17 protein-coding genes are annotated in these 18,477 nt (G+C 72.8%); 6 read left to right on the top strand and 11 right to left on the bottom strand.

Annotated features, from left to right (window positions below; translation table 11 throughout):
- Positions 1–166 precede the first annotated feature (166 nt).
- The 3 genes from Ae150APs1_RS08095 to Ae150APs1_RS08105 form a co-directional block, all read right to left on the bottom strand.
- Complete coding sequence (locus tag Ae150APs1_RS08095; RefSeq protein WP_075296743.1) at positions 167–2,803, bottom strand: valine--tRNA ligase; 2,637 nt, start codon at positions 2,801–2,803, stop codon at positions 167–169.
- Between the two features lie 140 nt (positions 2,804–2,943).
- Complete coding sequence (locus Ae150APs1_RS08100; protein WP_075301835.1) at positions 2,944–3,459, bottom strand: hypothetical protein; 516 nt, start codon at positions 3,457–3,459, stop codon at positions 2,944–2,946.
- A gap of 32 nt (positions 3,460–3,491) precedes the next feature.
- Complete coding sequence (locus Ae150APs1_RS08105; RefSeq protein WP_075296744.1) at positions 3,492–4,706, bottom strand: MFS transporter; 1,215 nt, start codon at positions 4,704–4,706, stop codon at positions 3,492–3,494.
- Between the two features lie 64 nt (positions 4,707–4,770).
- Between Ae150APs1_RS08105 and Ae150APs1_RS08110 the strand changes: the two genes are divergently transcribed.
- From Ae150APs1_RS08110 to Ae150APs1_RS08120, 3 genes are all read left to right on the top strand, one after another.
- Positions 4,771–5,193, top strand: a complete 423-nt coding sequence (locus tag Ae150APs1_RS08110) for a PPOX class F420-dependent oxidoreductase (protein ID WP_010232638.1) — start codon at positions 4,771–4,773, stop codon at positions 5,191–5,193.
- Positions 5,194–5,292: 99 nt separating this feature from the next.
- Positions 5,293–6,771: an MFS transporter gene (locus Ae150APs1_RS08115; protein WP_075296745.1), complete on the top strand. Its 1,479-nt coding sequence runs from the start codon at positions 5,293–5,295 to the stop codon at positions 6,769–6,771.
- Positions 6,772–7,089: 318 nt separating this feature from the next.
- Complete coding sequence (locus Ae150APs1_RS08120) at positions 7,090–8,076, top strand: family 43 glycosylhydrolase (RefSeq protein WP_249266266.1); 987 nt, start codon at positions 7,090–7,092, stop codon at positions 8,074–8,076.
- 21 nt (positions 8,077–8,097) lie between these two features.
- Here the strand turns inward: Ae150APs1_RS08120 and Ae150APs1_RS08125 are convergent, their stop codons facing one another.
- The 8 genes from Ae150APs1_RS08125 to Ae150APs1_RS08160 all read right to left on the bottom strand — a co-directional run bounded on the left by Ae150APs1_RS08125 (position 8,098) and on the right by Ae150APs1_RS08160 (position 16,724).
- Positions 8,098–9,642, bottom strand: coding sequence for an alkaline phosphatase D family protein (locus Ae150APs1_RS08125; protein ID WP_075296746.1), 1,545 nt, complete (start codon positions 9,640–9,642; stop codon positions 8,098–8,100).
- 80 nt (positions 9,643–9,722) lie between these two features.
- On the bottom strand, positions 9,723–11,267 hold the full coding sequence (locus Ae150APs1_RS08130) for an OFA family MFS transporter (protein ID WP_249266267.1): 1,545 nt from the start codon (positions 11,265–11,267) through the stop codon (positions 9,723–9,725).
- A gap of 135 nt (positions 11,268–11,402) precedes the next feature.
- Positions 11,403–12,686, bottom strand: coding sequence for an ATP-dependent Clp protease ATP-binding subunit ClpX (gene clpX, locus Ae150APs1_RS08135; protein ID WP_075296747.1), 1,284 nt, complete (start codon positions 12,684–12,686; stop codon positions 11,403–11,405).
- 204 nt (positions 12,687–12,890) lie between these two features.
- Positions 12,891–13,583 (bottom strand): ATP-dependent Clp protease proteolytic subunit, encoded by a 693-nt coding sequence (locus Ae150APs1_RS08140; protein ID WP_139316834.1) that lies wholly within the window; start codon positions 13,581–13,583, stop codon positions 12,891–12,893.
- The gene (locus Ae150APs1_RS08145) at positions 13,583–14,179 is read right to left on the bottom strand and encodes an ATP-dependent Clp protease proteolytic subunit (protein ID WP_029239652.1); all 597 of its coding nucleotides are present in this window, start codon (positions 14,177–14,179) and stop codon (positions 13,583–13,585) included. Before Ae150APs1_RS08145 ends, Ae150APs1_RS08140 begins: the two co-directional genes overlap by 1 nt.
- Positions 14,180–14,476: 297 nt before the next feature.
- The gene (gene tig / locus Ae150APs1_RS08150) at positions 14,477–15,928 is read right to left on the bottom strand and encodes a trigger factor (protein ID WP_075296748.1); all 1,452 of its coding nucleotides are present in this window, start codon (positions 15,926–15,928) and stop codon (positions 14,477–14,479) included.
- Positions 15,929–16,146: 218 nt separating this feature from the next.
- Positions 16,147–16,449: a hypothetical protein gene (locus Ae150APs1_RS08155; RefSeq protein ID WP_075296749.1), complete on the bottom strand. Its 303-nt coding sequence runs from the start codon at positions 16,447–16,449 to the stop codon at positions 16,147–16,149.
- A gap of 92 nt (positions 16,450–16,541) precedes the next feature.
- On the bottom strand, positions 16,542–16,724 hold the full coding sequence (locus Ae150APs1_RS08160; RefSeq protein ID WP_010232510.1) for a CsbD family protein: 183 nt from the start codon (positions 16,722–16,724) through the stop codon (positions 16,542–16,544).
- A 162-nt stretch (positions 16,725–16,886) separates the two neighbouring features.
- Here Ae150APs1_RS08160 and Ae150APs1_RS08165 point away from each other — a divergent pair, with 162 nt between their 5' ends.
- The 3 genes from Ae150APs1_RS08165 to Ae150APs1_RS08175 are packed head-to-tail and all read left to right on the top strand — an operon-like array spanning position 16,887 to position 18,456.
- Positions 16,887–17,552, top strand: a complete 666-nt coding sequence (locus Ae150APs1_RS08165; RefSeq protein WP_083679995.1) for an RNA polymerase sigma factor — start codon at positions 16,887–16,889, stop codon at positions 17,550–17,552.
- Positions 17,543–18,100 carry an Asp23/Gls24 family envelope stress response protein gene (locus Ae150APs1_RS08170; RefSeq protein WP_075296750.1) on the top strand — a complete coding sequence of 186 codons (558 nt, stop codon included), beginning with the start codon at positions 17,543–17,545 and terminating at the stop codon, positions 18,098–18,100. Before Ae150APs1_RS08165 ends, Ae150APs1_RS08170 begins: the two co-directional genes overlap by 10 nt.
- Positions 18,097–18,456 carry an Asp23/Gls24 family envelope stress response protein gene (locus Ae150APs1_RS08175; RefSeq protein WP_075296751.1) on the top strand — a complete coding sequence of 120 codons (360 nt, stop codon included), beginning with the start codon at positions 18,097–18,099 and terminating at the stop codon, positions 18,454–18,456. Before Ae150APs1_RS08170 ends, Ae150APs1_RS08175 begins: the two co-directional genes overlap by 4 nt.
- The last annotated feature ends 21 nt before the right edge of the window (positions 18,457–18,477 follow it).

Here is an 18,477-nt window from a genome sequence, read left to right on the forward strand (position 1 = left end):
TCGGACTGCTCGGACCGCTCGGAGTCCTCGGACCGCTCGGTGCCGGCCTCCGGCTCCTCGTCGTCGCCGAACCCGCCCTCGGCCCAGCGGTCCCCGCCGTAGGTCGGCGAGTCCTCCTCGTCGAACTGGTCGTAGCCGTGTCGATCGTCGCGTGGTGCCACGTGCCTCAGGCCTCCGGCAGCGCGGCCAGCCGCGCGGTGATCCGCTCGATGTCCGCCAGCGCGGCGGCGTGCCGGGAGCGGATGCCGTCGACGACGTCGGCCGGTGCCTTCTCGGTGAACTTCGGGTTGTTCAGCTTCTTGTCCGCCTGGTCGCGTTCCTTCTCGGCGGCGGCCAGGTCCTTGCCGAGCCGGGCGCGCTCGGCCGCGACGTCGATCGCCCCCGAGGTGTCCAGCTCGACGGTGACCGGCCCCCCGGAGGTCGTGACCTCGAAGGTGGCGGTGGCGGCGAAGTCGTCGCCCGCCGCGTCGAGCCGGTTGAGGAACCGCAGGGCGGTCTCGTGGCCGGCCAGGCCCGCGTCGGTGAGCCCGGCCAGGCGGGCCGCGACGGACTTGCGGTCCGGCAGGCCCTGCTCGGTGCGGAACCGGCGGACCTCGGTGATCACCTTCTGCGCGTCGGTGACCCGTGCGGCCGCGGCGGCGTCGACGGGCGCGCCGGTGTCGGCCGCGGTCGGCCAGGCGGCCGTCACGACGGTCTCGCGACCGGTCAGCGCGGTCCACAGCGCCTCGGTGACGAACGGCGCGATCGGGTGCAGCATCCGCAGCAGCGCGTCGAGGACGTGCCCGAGCACCGCACGGGTGCCGGGCGCGGTGGCCGGGTCGTCGAGCTGGGTCTTGCACAGCTCGACGTACCAGTCGGCCAGCTCGTCCCACGCGAAGTGGTAGAGGCCCTCGGTCGCCTTCGCGAACTGGTAGCCGTCGAGCAGCTCGTCGGTCTGCCCGCGGACCTCGGCGAGCCGGCCCAGGATCCAGCGGTCGGCGTCGGTGCGGTCCGCCTCGGCGGGCAGCGGCAGGTGCGGGTCGGCGCCCTTCGAGAGCGCGAACCGAGTGATGTTCCAGAGCTTCGTGGTGAAGTTCCGGGACGCGGCGACCCACTCCGGCGACAGCGACATGTCGGTGCCCGGGTTGGAGCCGCGGGCGATGGTGAAGCGCAGCGCGTCGGCGCCGTAGTCCTCCATCAGGTCCAGCGGGTCGATGACGTTGCCCTTGGACTTCGACATCTTCTTGCCGTGCTCGTCGCGGATGAGCCCGTGCAGGTAGACGTCGCGGAACGGGGTCTCCCCCATCGCGTAGGTCCCGAACATCATCATCCGGACGACCCAGAAGAAGAGGATGTCGTAGCCGGTGACCAGCACCGAGTTCGGGTAGTAGCGCTCGAGGTCCGGGGTCTCGTCCGGCCAGCCGAGCGTGGAGAACGGCCACAGCCCGGAGGAGAACCAGGTGTCGAGGACGTCGGAGTCCTGCCGCCAGCCCTCGCCGGTCGGCGGCTCCTCGTCCGGCCCGACGCAGACGACCTCGCCGGCGGGGCCGTACCAGACCGGGATCCGGTGCCCCCACCACAGCTGACGGCTGATCGTCCAGTCGTGCATGTTGTCGACCCAGTCGAAGAAGCGCTTCTCCTGCTCCTTCGGGTGCAGCACGGTGCGGCCCTCGCGGACCGCGTCGCCCGCCGCCCTGGCGAGGGGCCCGGTGCTGACGAACCACTGCAGGCTCAGGCGCGGCTCGATCGGGACCTGGGTCCGCGAGCAGTGCCCGACCGAGTGCACGTAGGGCCGCTTCTCGGCGACGATCCGACCCTCGGCGCGCAGCTCCTCGCGGATCGCCTCGCGCGCGGCGAACCGGTCCATCCCGTCGAACCGGGTGCCGGACCCGGCGATCGTGCCGGTCTCGTCCATGATCGTCGGCATCGGCAGGTCGTGCCGCTTCCCGACCTCGAAGTCGTTCGGGTCGTGTGCTGGGGTGATCTTGACGGCGCCGGAGCCGAACTCCGGGTCGACGTAGGTGTCGGCGATGACCGGGATCCGCCGGCCGGTGATCGGCATCTCGATCTCGGTGCCGACCAGCGCGGCATAGCGCTCGTCGTCGGGGTGGACCGCGACGGCGGTGTCCCCCAGCATCGTCTCGACCCGGGTGGTCGCGACGACGACCGAGGCGTCGCCGTCGCCGTAGCGCATGGAGACGAGCTCGCCCTCGGTCTCGATGTGGTCGACCTCGATGTCGGAGATCGCCGAGCGCAGCGCCGGGGACCAGTTGACCAGGCGCTCGGCCCGGTAGATCAGCCCGTCGTCGAACATCCGCTTGAAGACGGTGGCGACGGCGCGGGACAGCCCCTCGTCGAGGGTGAAGCGCTCGCGGGACCAGTCGACGCCGTCGCCGAGGCGCTCCATCTGCCCCAGGATCGAGCCGCCGGACTCGGCCTTCCACTCCCAGACCTTCTCGACGAACCGCTCGCGGCCGATCGTGTGCCGGTCGGGCTCGCCGGCCGCGGCCATCCGCCGCTCGACGACCGACTGGGTCGCGATGCCGGCGTGGTCCATGCCGGGCAGCCACAGCGCGTCGTAGCCCTGCATCCGGCGGCGCCGGGTCAGGATGTCGATCAGGGTGTGGTCCATCGCGTGGCCCAGGTGCAGGCTGCCGGTGACGTTCGGCGGCGGGATCACGATGCTGAAGGCCGGCCTGCCGGACGCCGGGTCGGCCTCGAAGTACCCGCGGTCGACCCAGCGGCGGTACATGTCGCCCTCTACCTCGCCCGGGTTCCACTTGGCGGGCAGGTCGGCGGTACGCGCTCCCAGGGTCTCGGTCACATGTCAAGTCTACGAGTCGGCACCGACAGCTCTCCGGACCCCCGCCGCCGCCACCCCCGCCGCACCGCGCCGCACCGCCGGCCCGGACCGGTCAGCACGTTCCGGCCGTCGCCGGGGCCACGACGTGCTGATCGACCGGCTCACGGGACGGGGCGCAGCACGCACCAGGGGCGGGGCATGCCCAGGGTCCGGGCGGCGGTGCCGTCGGCGAAGGCCGCCGGGTGGAACGCCCGGACCGTGCCGGAGCCCGGCTCGTAGACCCGCCAGGTGCCGTCGGCGCGGGCGCCCAGGACCAGCACCCAGTGCCGGGGCAGCCGGCGAGTCCCGACCAGGAGCGGGACCGGCCGACGCGCGGACGCGACCGCGGCGAGCTCGCGCGCCGTGGCGGGCCGGATCCGGAACCGGCCCGCGGCGGGCGCGTGCCGGTGCAGCCACGCCCGCATCCCCCAGGGCGTCGTCCCGAGCGCGCGCGGCCAGAACCGGTTCGCCTGGCGGTGGGCAGCCCGCTGCGCGGCGCCGAACCGCTCCGCCGCCGGGCCCGGCCATCCGGAACCGGTGAGCGCGGCCGTCATCACGAGCACCGACGGCCCGCAGGTGACGCCGTCGACCTGCCGCCCGAGCACACTGCCGACCTCCGGACCCCCGCTCCCGCCCACGACGGTGATCCTGCTGGCCTGCGCCGCCGGTGTCACGCCCCGGTCGTCCCCGGGGCGCCCCACCGCCGGTCCAGGAGCACCGAGGCGCAGGCCGGGACGAGTGCACACGCCATCAGGAGCACCCCGATCAGCGGCGGCGCGGTCAGCACCCAGCCGGCGGCGATCGCGAGCCCACCCAGCGCTGGGCCCAGCGAGTTCCCCACGTTGAACGCCGAGGTGTTCGTCGCGCTCGCGAGCGTCGGAGCGGTCCCGGCGAGGGCGAACACGCGGGCGTTCAGCGGGGCGGCGGCGACGAACGCGACGAACCCGAGCCCGACGGCGACCGCCGGCGCCGCGCCGGGGAGCGCGGCCGTCCCGGCGAGCAGCCCGAGCAGGACGCCGGCGCCGACCAGTGCGGCGAACAGCGTCCGCCACGGGTGCCGGTCGGCGAACCGGCCGCCCAGCACGATCCCGGCCAGCGAGCCGACGCCCGCGCCGAACTGCACGGCGGGCACCCAGCCCGGGGCGAGCCCGGCGACCTCGATCAGCAGCGGCGCCAGGTACGCCAGCATCGCGATCATGCCGGCCTGGTAGAGCGCCGTCGTGGTCAGCGCGAACCACAGCCGGGCGCGCCGGAACACCGCCAGCTCGGCCGACAGCCGTCGTTCCTGACCGGTGCCCCAGGTACGGGGGACCAGCGTGAGCACCCCCGCCAGTCCGGCGAGCGCCAGCGCCGCGATGATCCAGAACGTCGCCCGCCAGCCGAACTGCTGCCCGATCACCGTGCCGAGCGGGATGCCGGCCACGTTGGACACGGTCAGCCCGGCGAGCAGCCGGGACAGCGCCCGGGCCCGGTCGCGCGGTCCCACCGACGACACCGTGACGACGGCGGCGACCGCCCAGAACCCGCCGGTCGCGACCGCGGTCAGCACCCGGATCGCCACCAGCAGCGGGTAGCTGGAGGTGAGCGCGCCGAGCACGTGCAGCGCGGCGACGGCCACGAGCATCGCCACCAGCGTGGTGTGCCGCGGCAGCCGCAGCGTCGCGACCGCCATCAGCGGCGCGCCGACGACCATCCCGACGGCGAACCCGGAGATCAGGTAGCCGACCTGGGAGATCGTCACGCCCAGGTCGGCGGCCATGTCGGGCAGCAGCCCGGTGATCACGAACTCGCTGGTGCCGAGCACGAAGATGCTCAGGGCCAGCACCGTGACGACGCGCGGCACGGGCTGCCGTACGTCCACTCCGGTCTCGGTCGCGTGGGACATCGCAGGGAGCCCAACACGGTGACGGCCGCGCGGTCATCCGGATTCCCGCCCTACGCTGCGCGGCATGACCGCTCTCACACCCGAGGTCGCCGGGTTCCTGAACCACGGCACCCGCACCGGGATGCTCGGCTGGACCGCGCGGGACGGCCGCCCGCTCGTCGCCCCCGTCTGGTTCCTGGCCGAGGACGACGCGATCGTCTTCAACACCGGGGCCGGCACCGCGAAGGGCCGCGCGATCGTCCGCGACCCGCGGGTCGTGCTGACCGCCGACCTGCCGGAACCGCCGTACGCGTTCGTGCAGGTCCAGGGGATCGCCGAGACCAGCGAGGACCCGGACGAGCTGCTGCGCACCGCCACCGCGCTCGGCCGCCGGTACATGGGCGAGGACCGGGCCGAGGAGTTCGGGCGCCGCAATGGCGTGCCGGGCGAGCTCGTCGTCCGGATCCGGCCGACGAAGGTCGTCGCCTCGCTGGACATGACCGCCTGATCGCTCGACCCGAACCCGGGTCCGTCCCGCACCGTCCGTCCCGGAGCCGATGAGTTCCGGCGGTCCCGCCGGTCCCAGCTTCCGAGAGGACGGTGGACCATGGACCCCACGCGCCTGGACCTGCGGCACGGCACGCAGCGGACCTTCGCGCACCTGCTGGCGAGCACCCTGACCGTGTCGGTCGTCAACTTCACGGTGTGGTTCGCCGTGACGTTCTGGGTGTTCGTCGAGACCCGGTCGGTGATGGCGACCGGCATCATCGCGGGGATCTTCCTGGCGGCGACGTCGTCGACCGGGATCTGGTTCGGCAGCCTCGTCGACGGGTTCGGCAAGCGCGCGGTGATGCAGGGCTCCGCCGCGGTGTCGCTGGCGATCTACGCGGGCTGCCTGGTCGTCTACCTGACGACGCCGGCGGAGGTCTTCCGCGACGCGTCCAGCCCGCTGCTGTGGGGGTTCGTCGTCGCGCTGATGCTCGGCGTGATCACCGGCAACCTGCGCACGATCGCGCTGCCGACACTCGTGACGCTGCTGGTCCCGGCCGGGGTCCGGGACCGCGCGAACGGGCTCGTCGGCACGGCGACCGGGGTCTCGTTCCTGGTGACGTCGGTGCTGTCGGGCCTGCTCGTCGCGTACGACGGCATGCGGTCGGTGCTGCTGCTCGCGCTCGTCGTGCTGGGCGCGTCGCTGCTCCACCTGTCCCGGGTGCGGGTGCCCTCCGCGCCGGTGGACGCCGCCGCCGGGGGCGGGGACGACCGCGGCGGGGTCGACCTGCGCGGGACGCTGCGGGTGGTCGGCTCGGTGCCCGGCCTCCCGGCCCTGATCGTCTTCACCTGCGTGAACAACCTGCTCGGCGGGGTGTTCATGGCGCTGATGGACCCGTACGGCCTGTCCATGATCTCGGTGCAGGCGTGGGGTCTGCTGTGGGGCGCGCTGTCCACCGGCGTGATCGTGGGCGGGCTGCTGGTCGCGCGGACCGGCCTCGGATCGCGACCGGTCCGGACCCTGCTGCTGGTGAACGCGACACTGTGGACGGCGACGATGCTGTTCCCGCTGCAGGCCTCGATCGTCCTGCTGACGATCGGGATGACGGTGTTCATGCTGCTCATGCCCTACGCCGAGGCCGCGGAGCAGACCGTCCTGCAGCGGGTGGTGCCCTACGGCAGGCAGGGCCGGGTCTTCGGGTTCGCGCAGAGCGTGGAGCAGGCCGCCTCGCCGCTGACGGCGTTCCTGCTCGCGCCCGTCACCGAGCTGGTGGTAGTGCCGTTCATGAGCGACGGCGGCGCCGATGCCCGGGCGATCGGCGGCTGGTTCGGCACCGGGACCGACCGGGCGATCGCACTGGTCTTCGTGGTGACGGGGCTGCTCGGGCTGATGGCGACCCTGGCGGCCCTGGCCTCGCGCCCGTACCGGCGGCTCTCCGCCGCCTACCTCGCGGCCCCCGCCGACGACCGGCCCCCCGCCGATCCCGATGACGTGATGCCCGCAGGCCCCGTCCTGGCGGCCCGGACCCCCGTAGCGGTAGCGCCCGGCCCGGACTTCACAGACCCCCCTGCCTCCCACGACAGCCAGGAGCCCTGACCAGCCCGCCGCCCCGCCCCACGACCTCGCGAGGCACCCCGTCACGGGCCGACGCACCCCACGCAACGGGTGCGGCGCACAGCGACGGGGTGCCGCGCACGGAGACCAGGTGCGCACGGTGACGGGGGCCGCGCACCATGACCGCGTGCCGCGCACCGTGACCGGGTGCCGCGCACCGGCACGGGTGCCGCAGCGTGCGCGGCCCGGGGCGGGCGGCGCGTGGCCGGGCGGCCGGGGCGGTCGCACGCACGGGTGGATCCGGGGGGCCCCGGGCGTGCCGTCCCACCGCGGCGCGGTGCCCTCCCCCACCGTGCGGGGGTGTCGCGAACCAGCCTGCCGCTCACGGCCGTGCTCGCCGCCGCCCTCGCGCTGGCCGCCGTCGCCCTGTACCCCGCACCGGCGCCGGCCGCGGCCGGGGCACCCGCGCACCCGGTCGGCGGCCGCGCCCTCGACGGCTACTACGCCGATCCCGCGATCACCGTCTCGGACGGGACGTACTACCTGTACCCGACCACCGACGGCGAGGGATCGAGCGACGCGTCCTTCACCGCCTGGTCGTCGACGGACCTGGTGAACTGGCGGCCGCGGGGCGAGATCCTGCGGCTCGGCACCGACGTCCGGTGGGCGGAGAAGCTCGCCTGGGCGCCGGAGGTCGCCGAGAAGGACGGCCGCTGGTACCTCTACTTCACCGCCGAGGAGAAGATCGGCGTCGCCGTCGCCGACTCCCCGACGGGACCGTTCCGCGACAGCGGCCGCCCGCTGGTCACGACGAACCCGGGCGGGCGGGGCGCGGCGATCGACCCCGCCGTCGTCGCCGGGCCCGACGGCACCCGCTACCTGTACTGGGGCAACGGCCAGGCGCAGATGGTGCCGCTGAACCCGGACATGGTGTCGTTCGACCCGAAGAAGATCCGGGTGCTGTCCGGGCTGGACGGCTTCGGTGAGGGGATCCACGTCGACCGTCGCGCCGGGACCTGGCACGTCACCTGGTCGATCGGCGACTACCGCTCCGAGGACTACCGGGTCGGCTACGCGACGGGGCCCGGCCCGGCGGGGCCCTTCACCGACCACGGCGTGATCCTCGCGAAGAACGAGGCCGCGGGCGTCCGCGGGCCGGGGCACGGATCGCCGCTGCGGATCCCGGGGACCGACGAGTGGTACTACGCCTACCACCGCTTCGCGATCCCCGGCGGCGACGGGACGCACCGCGAGGTGACCCTGGACCGGCTGCCGATCACCTCCGAGGGCCGGTTCGGGCGGGTCACCCCGACGCTCGCCGGTCCCGCACCGCGCCCGGTCCCCTGACCCGCCCGGAGCGGTCCGGGATCAGGCCCGCTGCAGCGTCGTGCTCCAGAGCGAGGCGCCGTCCTGGTCGCGCAGGTGCACGTCCAGCGTCGACCCGTCGGGCGCGACGTCGAGCTCCCCGAAGTGCTGGAACCCCTCCAACGGCGACGCCTCCTGGCGGGACGGCCCGCGTACGAACTCCACCTTCGGCCCGAAGGTCGGGTCGAGCTCGTTCGGCCCGAACGCTCCGGCGTGCAGCGGCCCGGAGACGAACTCCCAGAACGGGTCGAACCCGTCGAACGCGGCCCGCTCGGGCGAGTAGTGGTGGGCGGCGGTGTAGTGCACGTCCGCGGTCACCCAGACGACGTTGCGGATCCCGCGGCGGCGGATGCCCGCCAGCACCCCGGCGATCTCGGACTCGCGCCCGCTCGGCGGACCCGGCACCCCGTTGGCGACGGCCTCCCATGCGGTGTCGCCGTCGGGCACCTGCACCCCGATCGGCATGTCCGACTGGATGATCTTCCAGGTGGCCCGGGAGTCGGCGAGCGACTCCACCAGCCAGCGCGCCTGGGCCTCGCCGAGGATCCGCTCGCCGGTACCGGTGTTGGCCGAGTTCGGGGTCCGGTAGGTGCGCATGTCGAGCACGAACACCTCGACCTGCGGGCCGAACGTCAGCCGCCGGTACACCCGCCCGTCGACGGCGGTGCGCGGGTCCAGCGGCTGCCACTCGTGGAACGCCCGGAACCCGCGGGCGGCGAGCACGTCGACCCGCTTCTCGGTGTACTTCTCCCCGACCTCGCCGGTCAGGATCTCGCCGGGGTACCAGTTGTTGGTGACCTCGTGGTCGTCCCACTGGACGATCTGGCCCACCGACGCGGCGAACCGGCGCATGTTGTCGTCGCGCAGGTTGTAGGCGAACTGGCCGCGGAACTCGGCCAGCGTCTCCGCGACCTTCGCCTTCTCGGCGGTCATCTCGTTGCGCCAGACCCGGCCGTCGGGCAGCGTGACCGTCTCCTCCAGCGGGCCGTCGGCGTAGACGGTGTCCCCGGAGTGCAGGAACAGGTCCGGCTCGCGGTCCGCCATCGCGGAGAAGATCCGCATCCCGCCGTGCGCCCGGTCGATGCCCCAGCCCTGCCCGACGACGTCGCCGGACCACTGGATCCGGACCGGCTCCCCGCGTCCGGGCTCGGCCCGGAAGCTGCCGGTGAGCGGCTCGCTCGCACCGCCGCCGTCGAGCGCCTCCGCGACGACGCGGTAGTGCACCCGGCCACGACGGGCGGGCACCCGCAGCCGGCCGGTGAAGTCGCCGTCGGGGGTCAGCAGCGGGCCGGGGACGCGCAGGGCCCGCCGGAAGTCCGGCGAGTCCGCGACCTCGACGACCATCCGGGACGGCCGGTCGGCCCGCGTCCAGACCAGACCGGAGCCGCCGCGGACGTCCCCGGCCTGGACGCCGTGGGTGAGGACGGGGCGTCCGGAGCGGACCAGTGCCGGTGCCGCGGACGCGGTGGTGGGAAGGGTCAGCGCGGCGCCGGCGGCGAGGCCACCGGCGGCCGCGGTGCGGAACAGGGAACGTCGTGACAGGACCACGACGCCGTTCTAATCCGGACGGGTGAACAACAACCGGACCATCCGGGTGAACGGCCGGTGAACCGGCCGTGGGTGATCTCTCAGCCGAACAGGGCGGGGATCTTCAGGACCAGCTCGTAGAGGCCGTAGGCGAACGGCACCCCGACCCAGATCCAGGCCAGGACCGCCCCGAGCCACTGCAGCGGGCTCCACGTGGCGGATCCCGCCACCTCGGACGTGCTCACGACTGTGCCCCCTTCGCCTCGGCGGTCTCGGTCTCCGGGCCGGTGGCGGTGTCCCTCCGGCTCGGGTTCGTGGTGCTTCGCGTCGACCGGCCGGATCAGCTCGTTGCACACGAACGCGATCACCAGCAGCCCGATCATGATCGAGAAGGCGGTGGTGTACCGGGCCGGGCCCTGCACGCCGGCCTCGATGCGGGCGTCGGCGATCGCGTTGACGATCAGCGGCCCGAGCACGCCCGCCGTGGACCAGGCGGTCAACAGCCGGCCGTGGATCGCGCCGACCTGGTAGGTGCCGAACAGGTCCCGGAGGTAGGCGGGGACGGTGGCGAAACCGGCGCCGTAGAACGAGAGGATCAGCACCGCGGCCACGATGAACAGTGCCCGGTTCGAGTTCGGGATCAGCGTGATCAGCAGGTAGAGCAGCGCGCCGACACCCAGGTAGATCCGGTACATGTTCTTGCGGCCCAGCACGTCCGACAGGGACGACCAGGCGATCCGGCCCGCGGAGTTCGCGAGCGAGAGGATCGAGACGAAGCCGACCGCGGCGGCCGCCAGCGTCTCCGCGGGCGAGGAGTCCGCGAAGAAGTCCTTGAAGATCGGGGTGGCCCGTTCCAGGATCCCGATGCCCGCGGTGACGTTGAAGCACAGGACCACCCACAGCAGCCAGAACTGCGGGGTCCTGATCGCGTTGCGTGCCGACACCTGGCCGGTCGAGATCATCCCGGACTTCTTCGCCGCGGCGGGCGACCAGCCTGCCGGTGCCCAGCCCTCGGCCGGGACCCGGATCAGCAGCCAGCCCAGCGACATGAAGACCAGGTAGATGGCCCCCATGGCGAGGAAGGTGTTGCCGATGCCCGGCACCGAGGGCGAGTCACCGCTCGCACCGAAGGTCGACAGCAGCGACGCCGTCAGCGGGGACGCGATCAGCGCGCCGCCACCGAAACCCATGATCGCGAGGCCGGTGGCCAGGCCCGGCCGGTCCGGGAACCACTTGATCAGGGTGGACACCGGCGAGATGTACCCGACGCCCAGCCCGATGCCGCCGACGAAGCCGTACCCGAGCACGACCAGCCAGAACCAGCCGAGATGCAGGCCGAGGCCGGAGATCAGGAATCCGGAGACGAAGCACGCCGTGGCGACGACCATCGCCCAGCGGGGCCCGTTGGCGTCGACCTTCGTGCCGAACAGCGCCGACGACAGCCCCAGCATGATGATGGCCAGGGTGAAGGGCAGCGCGCTCGCGACACCCGAGATGTCGAGCCCGTTCTCCAGCGGGGCCTTGAACGCGCTCCACGCGTACGCCTGGCCGATCGCCAGGCGGATCGAGAGCGCCGCCGGTGGCACGAGCCACCTGCTCCACCCGGGTGGAGCGACGATCCGCTCCCTCGTCAGAAAACCGGCCAACGCGCCCCTCCGTCGTCCGTTGCGGGCGCAACGCTAAGTAACGACGAACGGTACGGCAACCGGAGTAGTGCACTCGACGCGGCAACGCCGGCCCCACCCTGTGGGCGGGACCGGCGTCGCGGCGGGTGACCGGGCTCAGGCCGAGCGGTCGCGGCGCTCCCGGCGCGGGGGCTGCCGCGGGACGATCGTCGGGTTGACGTTCTCCTTGACCGTCTGCGCGGTGACGACGACCTTCGCCACGTCGTCGCGGCTCGGGATGTCGTACATGACCGGGAGGAGCACCTCCTCCATGATCGCCCGCAGGCCACGGGCGCCGGTGCCGCGCAGGATCGCGAGATCGGCGACGGCCTCCAGCGCCTCCTCGGCGAAGTCGAGCTCCACGCCGTCCATCTCGAACAGCTTGCGGTACTGCTTCACCAGGGCGTTGCGCGGCTCGGTGAGGATCTTGACCAGGGCGTCCTTGTCCAGCGAGGTCACCGACGCCACGATCGGCAGCCGGCCGATGAACTCGGGGATGAGGCCGAACTTGATGAGGTCCTCGGGGAGGGTCTCGGCGAAGCTCTCCGCCGGGTCCATGTCCTTCTTCGAGCGGATGTCCGCGCCGAAGCCGATCCCCGACTTGCCGACCCGCTCCCCGATGATCCGCTCCAGCCCGGCGAAGGCGCCGGCCACGATGAACAGCACGTTCGTCGTGTCGATCTGGATGAACTCCTGGTGCGGGTGCTTGCGCCCGCCCTGCGGCGGCACGCTCGCGGTGGTGCCCTCGAGGATCTTCAGCAGCGCCTGCTGGACACCCTCGCCCGAGACGTCCCGGGTGATCGACGGGTTCTCCGACTTGCGGGCGATCTTGTCGACCTCGTCGATGTAGATGATGCCGGTCTCGGCACGCTTCACGTCGTAGTCGGCGGCCTGGATCAGCTTCAGCAGGATGTTCTCGACGTCCTCGCCGACGTAGCCGGCCTCCGTCAGCGCGGTCGCGTCGGCGATGGCGAACGGCACGTTCAGCAGCTTCGCGAGGGTCTGCGCGAGGTAGGTCTTGCCGCACCCGGTCGGGCCGAGCATCAGGATGTTCGACTTGGCGATCTCGATGCCGTCGCCGTTGCCGCTGGCGCGGAGGCGCTCGCCGGCCTGGATGCGCTTGTAGTGGTTGTAGACGGCCACGGACAGCGTCCGCTTGGTGTCGGGCTGACCGACGACGTACTGGTCGAGGAAGTCGTGGATCTCGGCGGGCTTCGGCAGCTCGTCGAGCTTGACCTCACCGGCCTCGGCCAGCTCCTCCTCGATGATCTCGTTGCAGAGATCGATGCACTCGTCGCAGATGTAGACGCCGGGGCCGGCGATGAGCTTCTTGACCTGCTTCTGGCTCTTCCCGCAGAAGGAGCACTTGAGCAGGTCCCCGCCGTCGCCGATGCGTGCCATAGGTGTCGATCCCCAGTCCTGGTCCGGCGTTCTCGCGTCGTGCCCGTCGTCTCCGGAGAGACCGGTCCTCCGGGACCGCGTGGCCTCCGGGGACGACGGTACCTGCCCGGACCCGCCGCCGGGACCGGAAGAAGAGTCCGATTCCGCGGCGGGTCGGCGGGCGGTCACCAGGGCCGTGCCCGGCCCCGGTGACCCGGGATGTCGTCAGCGGCCGCCGGTGGCGGACAGCTTCCGGCTCTGGACGATCTCGTCGACCAGGCCGTACTCCTTGGCCTCCTCGGCCGTCAGGATCTTGTCCCGGTCGATGTCGTCGCGCACCTGCTCGGCGGTGCGGTTCGAGTGCCGGGCGATGACCTCCTCCATCCGCTTGCGGATGCGGGAGATCTCGGTGGCCTGGATCTCCAAGTCGGAGGCCTGGCCGTAGACACCCTCGGTGGCCGGCTGGTGGATCAGGATGCGGGCGTTCTCGACCGCCATCCGGCGACCCGGGGTGCCCGCGCACAGCAGCACCGCCGCGGCCGACGCCGCCTGCCCGAGGCAGACGGTCTGGATGTCGGGCCGGATGAACTGCATCGTGTCGTAGATCGCCATCAGCGAGGTGAAGGACCCGCCCGGCGAGTTGATGTACAGCGAGATCTCGCGGTCCGGGTCGAGCGACTCGAGCACCAGCAGCTGGGCCATCGTGTCGTTCGCCGAGGTGTCGTTGATCTGCTCACCGAGGAAGATGATGCGCTCCTCGAAGAGCTTGTTGTACGGGTTCGACTCCTTGACCCCGTAGCTGGTGCGCTCGACGTAGGAGGGCAGCACGTAACGGGACCGGACCGGGTCCGGCGCGTAGCCACCGGGCCCGCGCAGGTCCGCCACGGACTCGGGGTGGCGCGGATCGAAGGTGCTCATCAGGCGCTCCCGTTCTGCGAACCCGACGCGCGGCCGGCGTGGGTCACGACGTGGTCGACGAAGCCGTAGTCCTTGGCCTCCTCGGCGGTGAACCAGCGGTCACGGTCCGAGTCCCGCTCGATGGTCTCGAGCGACTGGCCGGTGTGCTGCGCGATCAGCTCGGCCATCTCCCGCTTCGTCTTGCGCATCTGCTCGGCGAGGATGGTGATGTCGGCTTCGGTGCCGCCGATCCCGCCGGACGGCTGGTGCATCATGATCCGCGCGTGCGGCAGCGCGAAGCGCTTGCCCGGCGTCCCTGCGGAGAGCAGGAACTGGCCCATCGAGGCGGCCATGCCCATCGCCGTGGTCGACACGTCGCACGGGATGAGGTTCATGGTGTCGAAAACGGCCATGCCGTCGGTCACCGAACCACCCGGCGAGTTGATGTAGAGCTCGATGTCCTTCTCGGGGTCCTCGGCTGCGAGGAGCAGCATCTGCGCGGCGATCCGGTTCGAGATCTCCGCGTCGACCTGCTGGCCGAGGACGATGATCCGCTGCTGGAGCAGCCGCTCGTACACCGAGTCGGACAGCGACATGCTGTGGGTCGCGGCCCGCATCTGCGGCCCGCTACCGAGGCCCGCGAGCGGGCCGATGTCCTGCTGGCTCACTTCACCCTGCTTTCCGAAGTCGGGCCGGGCGGGCACGACGTCGGTCGTGCCCGCCCAGGTCCCGAAAGTCTTCCTCTGGATCGCTCTCGGTTCTCCGGTATTCGGGTCTTGCGAACCCGTCCACGGTCCCTCGTGGGGACCGGTTCGAGGCCGACCCTACGCGGACACCGGTGCCCGCGCGGGGAGCGACGCCCGATGTTCGCCGAGAGCGCACCACGTGCCGTTCCGGACGGGTGGACGGCCAGGTCAGGCCTTGGCGTCCGCCTTCTCGCCGGAGGCCTCGTCCGCCGCGTCGGCGGCCTCGGAGGTGGTGTCCTCCGAGCCCTTGACCACGGTCCCCTCGACGGTCCCCTCGGCGGCCTCGTCGGCGGCCTCGTCGTCGCCCAGGAGGTCGGACAGGTCGACCGCCTCACCGTTCGGCAGCGTCACCGAGGCGGCACGCACGGCGGTGATCAGCGCCTTGGAGCGGCGGACGTCCTGGTAGATCGCGCCGATCTGGCCGGCCTGCTGGATCTGCTGGACGAACTGCTCGGGCGCCATGCCGTACTGCTGGGCCTGGTAGAGGATTCGCTCGGTGATCTCCTGGTCGTTGACCGAGACCTCCTCGGAGTCCGCCAGCGCGTCGAGCACGAGGCGGTAGCGGACGGCCTTCTCGGCCTCCTCGCGCGACTCGGCGTCGAACTGCTCCCGGGTCTTGTCCTGGGAGGACAGGAACTCCGCGAAGCGCTCCTCGTCGTGGTCGAAGGCGTGCACCGCGTCGTGCAGGCGGTTGTCGACCTCGGCCTGGACGACGCTCTCCGGCAGCGGGACCTCGGTGCCCTCGACCAGCTTGTCGAGCAGGCGGTCGCGGGCCTGGGCGGCCTGCTCCATCCGCTTCGACTGGCCGAGGCGCTCGCGCAGGTTCTCGGTCAGCTCGTCGAGCGTGTCGAACTCGGAGGCGAGCTGGGCGAACTCGTCGTCGGCGTCGGGGAGGTGACGCTCCTTGACGGTGGTCACCTTGACCGTGATCTCGGCGTCGGCGTCGGCGTGCTCGCCGGCGACCAGCTTCGAGGTGAAGGTCTTCTCCTCGTCGGCCGACATGCCCTCGAGGGCCTCGTCGATGCCCTCGATGAGGCCGCCCTGACCGATCTCGTAGGAGAACCCGGTGGTGGTGGCCTCCTCGATCTCCTTGCCGTCGACGGCGGCGGAGAGGTCGATCTGGACGTAGTCGCCCGAGGTCGCGGGACGCTCGACACCGGCCAGGGTGCCGAAGCGGGCGCGCAGCTGGTCCAGCTGCTCGGTGACCTGCTCCTCGTCGACCTCGGTCTCGTCGACCTCGACGGCCAGGCCGTCGAGGTCCGGCAGCGCGATCTCGGGGCGGACGTCGACCTCGGCGGTGAACGCGATGCGCTCGCCGTCGGCGATCTCGGTGACCTCGATGTCCGGACGGCCGATCGGGGTGACGTCCTCGGCCGAGACGACGGCCTCCTGGTACTTCGTCGGGATCGCGTTGTTCACGACCTCGTCGAGCACCGGGGCCCGGCCGATCCGCGTCTCGAGGATGCGGGCCGGGGCCTTGCCCGGGCGGAAGCCCGGGATCCGGACCTGCTGGGCGATCTTCTTGTACGCGCGGTCGAAGTCGGGCTTGAGCTCGTCGAACGGCACCTCGACGTTGATCCGGACGCGCGTCGGGCTGAGGTGCTCGACGGTGCTCTTCACGGTGGAACTCCTTGCCGGTACGGGCTGGTGCAACGGGCCGCGCCGCGCGCGGCCCCGGTCGGTGTCTCTCCCCCGCCCTCCGGGTGTCGGTGGACGATCCCGGGCTGACCCGGGCGTCCCTCCCGGCCGGGCGCGGGCACGTCGGACGTGCCCGGCTACGGCGGGGGCCCGCGCGAGTCTAGGCGAGGCTCGTCACGGCGTGTCGGGCCGGGCGTGCCTCAGCGCGACGGGACGGGATCGACCCCGCCCACGTCGGCCACCGTGACCTCCACGTCCACGGTGTCGTCGCCGAGGACGGCACGGACGCGGGCCGCGATCCCGTCGGCGATCTCGGCGAACGGGACGCCGAGGCCGACGACGGCGATCTCCACGGGGTCGCCGAGGCGGACGCCCCACACCCGGTGGCCGGGGAGGTAGGAGGCGATGGAGCCGAACGGCCCGCCGTCGAGCCGCAGCACCGACGGGTGCGCCAGCACGGCCGTCGCCACGTCCTGCGGCCCGGGGCCCGTGTGCTCGTCCACGCGGGCACCCTAGCCCCGCCGGCGGTCCCCGGCCCCGCACACGACGACGGCGGCGCCCGGTCGTGGGCGCCGCCGTCGTCGGAGGGGGTGGATCAGTCCTTCGAGCTCTTGAAGGTGTCCTTCAGCTTCTCGCCGGCCTGCTTGAGGTTCCCGGTGACCTGGTCCTTCTTGCCCTCGGCCTCGAGGTCCTGGTCGTCGGCCGCACGGCCCACGGCCTCCTTGGCCTTCCCGCCCAGCTCCTCGGTCTTGTTGTCGATCTTGTCTCCGAGACCCATGGGGCTCACCCGCTTCCTCTGCGTGTCCGACGCGCGACCGCACGAGCCGGTCGCTACCGTCGCTGACACGCGCCGGGTACCCCGTCGATCACGTCTCAACCGCGGGAGAGACGGACATCTCGGACGCGGGACCATCGCCCACACCGATCGGGACGGACGGACGTGCAGGTCACCCACCGGACGACCCAGGACGGGTCGCCGACCGCGACGCAGGTCGGGGGCGCACCGGTGGACGGTGCCGCACCGCCCGAGGCGCAGGGTGCGGCGACGCCGCGCGCCGCGCTCGACGAGCCGACCCTCGTCGCACGGGCGCAGGACGGTGACGTGCACGCCTTCGAGGAGCTGGCCCGCCGGCACCAGGACGCCCTGTTCCGGGTCGCGGTGCGGGTGCTCGGCCAGCGGGCGGACGCCGAGGACGCGCTGCAGGAGGCGCTGATCGACGCGTGGCGCCGGATCGGCACCTTCCGCGGCGAGGCCGCGTTCTCGACCTGGATGTACCGCATCGTCACGCACCGCTGCACCGCGCTCATGCGCCGGAACCGGCGGACCGAGCCGCTGCCCGCGGAGGACGGCGCCGGGTCCTCCGTCCTGGTCACCGGATCCGGCTCCCCGGAGCGGGCCGCCGAGGTCGACGCCGAGATGGCCGCGCTGTCCCGGGCCGTGGCCGAGCTGCCCGGCGAGCAGCGCACCTGCTGGGTGCTGCGCGAGCTGGAGGGGCTCGGGTACGCCGACATCTCCCACATCACCGGTGTCTCCGAGACGGCGGTACGCGGGAGGATCCACCGGGCACGGACGGCCCTGGCGGAGAGGATGCGGGCATGGCGGTAGAGCAGGTGGAGCCGCTGGCCTGCGGGCGCGACGCCGCCGACGTCTGGGAGCCCGACGAGGGCGGCACCCTCGACGAGCACGAGGTGTCCTGCCCGCACTGCGTCGCGGCGCGGGCCGACCACGACCGGCTCGGCGGGCTCGTCGCCCGGATGGCGGCCGAGCCGCTGCGGCCGCCGCCGTCGGTCCTGGAGCAGGTGATGGGCGCGGTCGTGGCGGACCTGCGTCCGCACGAGCTGCTGGAGATCGGGCCGGACGCCTGGCTGGGACGCCCGGCCGCGGAGGCCGCGCTGCGGCACGTCGTCGACTCGATGGGCGGCCTGCGGGCCCGGCGCTGCCGGATCGAGCAGGCCCGCGGCCCCGGCCCGGCCGAGCCGGTCTGGGTCCGGATGACGGTGTCCGCGCGGTTCGGTGTCGACCTCGCCTCGGTCACCGCGCGGGTCCGACAAATGATCATCTCGGCCGGAGAACGGACGCTCGGCGTGCCGATCGCCGGCGTCGACATCCATGTGGAGGACGTGTGGGAGGAGCCGGAGGTGGCACGCCGGTGAGCACCGTCCGCGTCCACGTCTCGGACCTGGCGGTCGCCCGGGTCGCCGCGCGCCGGGCCCGCGCGGTCCCGGACGTGGCGACACTGCTGGGCGACGTGACCCAGACCCTGCTCGGGCTGGCCGCGACCTGGCTGCCCCGCTACCCGGTGCCCGACGAGCTGCGCACCCAGGGCGTCGTCGCGACCGTCCTCGGCCGGGAGGCCGAGATCCGGGTGACCGTCGGCGTCCGGCTGGGGACGCCGTGCGCGGACCTCGCGGCGCGGGTGCAGCGCGAGGTGGCCGAGGAGGTCGCCGCGGTCACCGGCCTCGCGGCGCGGGTCCGGGTCACGGTCGCCGGCATCGATCTCCCCGCCTGAGACCTCCCCGCCGGGGAGCTC

The organism is Pseudonocardia sp. Ae150A_Ps1 (assembly GCF_001932315.1).
In the GTDB taxonomy this organism is placed as follows: domain Bacteria; phylum Actinomycetota; class Actinomycetes; order Mycobacteriales; family Pseudonocardiaceae; genus Pseudonocardia.